General features: G+C 68.6%; 2 protein-coding genes. Both read right to left on the bottom strand.

All coding sequences use genetic code 11. The features are described 5' to 3' along the window. A partial coding sequence (locus Q1L59_RS02745; protein ID WP_300327760.1) for a PAS domain-containing hybrid sensor histidine kinase/response regulator occupies positions 1 to 1,865 on the bottom strand: 1,865 nt, incomplete at its 3' end. Further along, a partial coding sequence (locus Q1L59_RS02750) for an ABC transporter substrate-binding protein (protein WP_300327761.1) occupies positions 1,862 to 2,550 on the bottom strand: 689 nt, incomplete at its 5' end. The genes Q1L59_RS02745 and Q1L59_RS02750, both read right to left, overlap by 4 nt.

The raw sequence follows: 2,550 nt of genomic DNA on the forward strand, positions 1-2,550 counted from the left end.
GCATTGCCAAGCAGGTTGATGAGGACTTGGCGCAGCTTGGCCGTGTCGGTACGCACGTAGCGCGGCGTATCGTCGTGGCGCACGACGTCGAGCGCCAGGCCTTTCTGCGTCGCGCGTTGGCGGAAGAGTTCGTGCAGGGCGATCAGCAGCGCGTCGAGATCGCAGTCGTCCAGGTTGCAGCTTGCCTTGCCGGCTTCGATCTTGGACAGGTCGAGCACTTCGTTGATCAGCGCGAGCAGATGTTCGCCGCCGTGATGGATGGCGTCGAGCCGTTCGCAATGGCTGGGCGTGAGTGCCGCGCGACCGCTGCGTGCGTCGCGCCGCATCAGTTCGGCAAAGCCGATGATGGCATTGAGCGGCGTGCGCAGCTCGTGGCTCATGTTGGCCAGGAAGACGCTTTTTGCCTTGTTCGCCGCCTCGGCCAGCTCCTTGGCGGCGGAGAGCTCAGCGGTGCGCTCGGCGACGCGCAGTTCGAGTTCCTGGTTCAGTCGGCGCAGTGCCGCCTCGGCATCCTTGCGCGCGGTGATGTCGCGGAAGGTTGCGGCGAAGTGGCGCTCGCCTTCGAGTTCGATCGCGCTGACTGAATAGTCCATCGGGAAGACGCTGGCGTCGCTGCGGCGGCCACGGATCTCGCCACTGGCGCCGGATTCGTCCATTTCGTTCTGGAGCCGCATGGCCAGCGCGGCGCGGTCGGCTTCGGCGACCAGACCGAGCACCGGTTGGCCGATCCAGGTGTCGGCGCGACTGCCGAAGATGCGCTCGGCGGCCGGGCTGAAGCTTTCGATGTGGCCCGCGCCGTCGAGCGTGACGATGGCGTCGGGCACGCTGTTGACGACGGTCCGGAAGCGCTTTTCCTGCGTCGCGCGCTCGCGTTCGGCGGCTTGCTGCAGGCGCTCCATCATGGCGTTGAAGGCGTCGTCGAGGGCCGCGATCTCGCCGCTGCCGCCGCTGTCGAAACGCCGCTCGTAGGACGCGGCAGTGACCACTCGCCGGGTGGCCTGGGCGAGCCTGCGCAAGGGGCGCAGCAGGCGGCGTGCGGCCAGCGCGCTGGCGACGGCGGTCAACCCGGTGAGCGCGGCGCCGAGCCAGAGGTAGCGGATCTGCAGCGCGCTGATCGCTTCGTCGATCACTCCGCGGTCGACGCGCGTGCGCACCGCCAGCTCGAGGCCATCGAGCGGCGCGCTGAGGCGCAGCGGCACGAGGATCTGATCGGCGCGCAGGAGGACGCTTTCCGCCTGTCCGGCTTCGGCGTCCTGCACGATCTCGATCTGACGGGTGGCCACCCGGCTGATCAGGATATCCTCGATCGGCACGTCCACGACGGCCACGCCTTCCACCGCCTGCGTCGGCGGAAAAACGACCGGCCAAGCGAGCACCAGCCCGGCCAGCCGGCCTGGCGTGGCACTGCCCGGCGGCGCGTTCGGGCGCAGGCGCAGGCGGGCAGCGGCGCGGCCGCTGTCGATCACCGAGGCGAGCCAGGCGCGCTCTTCGGAGGGCTGTTGGGCGAGCCGTGCCGAGCTGTGTACGATCTGGCCCGAGAAGTCGGTCAGTGCGATCACCGCATTTTTCGTATCGGCCGGGACCGAGGCGCGCAAGAGCGGCAGCAGGTAGGCTTCGCGACCGGCGCTGTCGAGCAGCGCGTTGGTGACGATCGGGTTGGTCGCCACCGATTCGGCGGTATCGTGCAGGCGCCGCAGGCGCTCCTCGAGGCGCACCGCGGCAACCTGCGCGGTATCGATCTCGGCGCGCAGCAGCAGTTCGGTGGTCTTGTCGCGCATGGCGACGAACGACACCAGGCCAACTACGATCAGCAGTGCGATGGTGATCGTGGCAACGGCCAGCGCCGTGCGCGGGACGAGCGTCATCGCTGCCTGGAGAGCGGCGGATGGCGCGAGGCGCCGGCGCCGTCCGCCGGCACCAGCACGCCATCGGCGCGGAAGCGGGTGAACACGATCTGCGCCAGACTGGCGGCCTCATGGCGTCCGGGCTCGAAGGGGCGCGCGTAGCGGCGCATCAGGCCATCGTAGTTGCGTACGTTTTCAAGCGCGTCGCGCACCTTGCTGCGTTCGGCGCTGCCGGCGAGGTCGATCGCGCGGGCCAGAATATGCATCAGGTCGTACGCGTTGGCGAAACCGACTGGGCCGTCGTAGTCCTTGTAGAGGTCTATGCCGTAGGCCTTGCGCGCTTTGGCGACGATCGCCTCGGCTTTGCTCGGCGGCAGGCGGAACAGGCTGAAACTCTGCGCGGCGCTCAGGTCGATGCGTTTGAGTACGGCGCCATGAGCGTCGAACAATCGCCAGCCGACGACGCCGCCGCCGTGCGCCAGGAGCGGGAGAACCGCCGGCGTACTATTGACCGCCAGGCGCTCGCCGACCTCGCGCAACAGCGGCCCGAGTTCCCGGCCGGTCATCACGAGGATGATCGCCTGCGCGCCGGCCTGCTGCAGTCGGTCGTACTTGTCGATCAGGCTGGTCGTGCCGGCATTGTGCCAGTCGATGCCGACCACCTTCATGTCGGGCATCTTCTTCAGATGGCGCTCGAAGGCGCTCA

This window comes from Accumulibacter sp. (assembly GCF_029255125.1).
Lineage (GTDB): Bacteria > Pseudomonadota > Gammaproteobacteria > Burkholderiales > Rhodocyclaceae > Accumulibacter.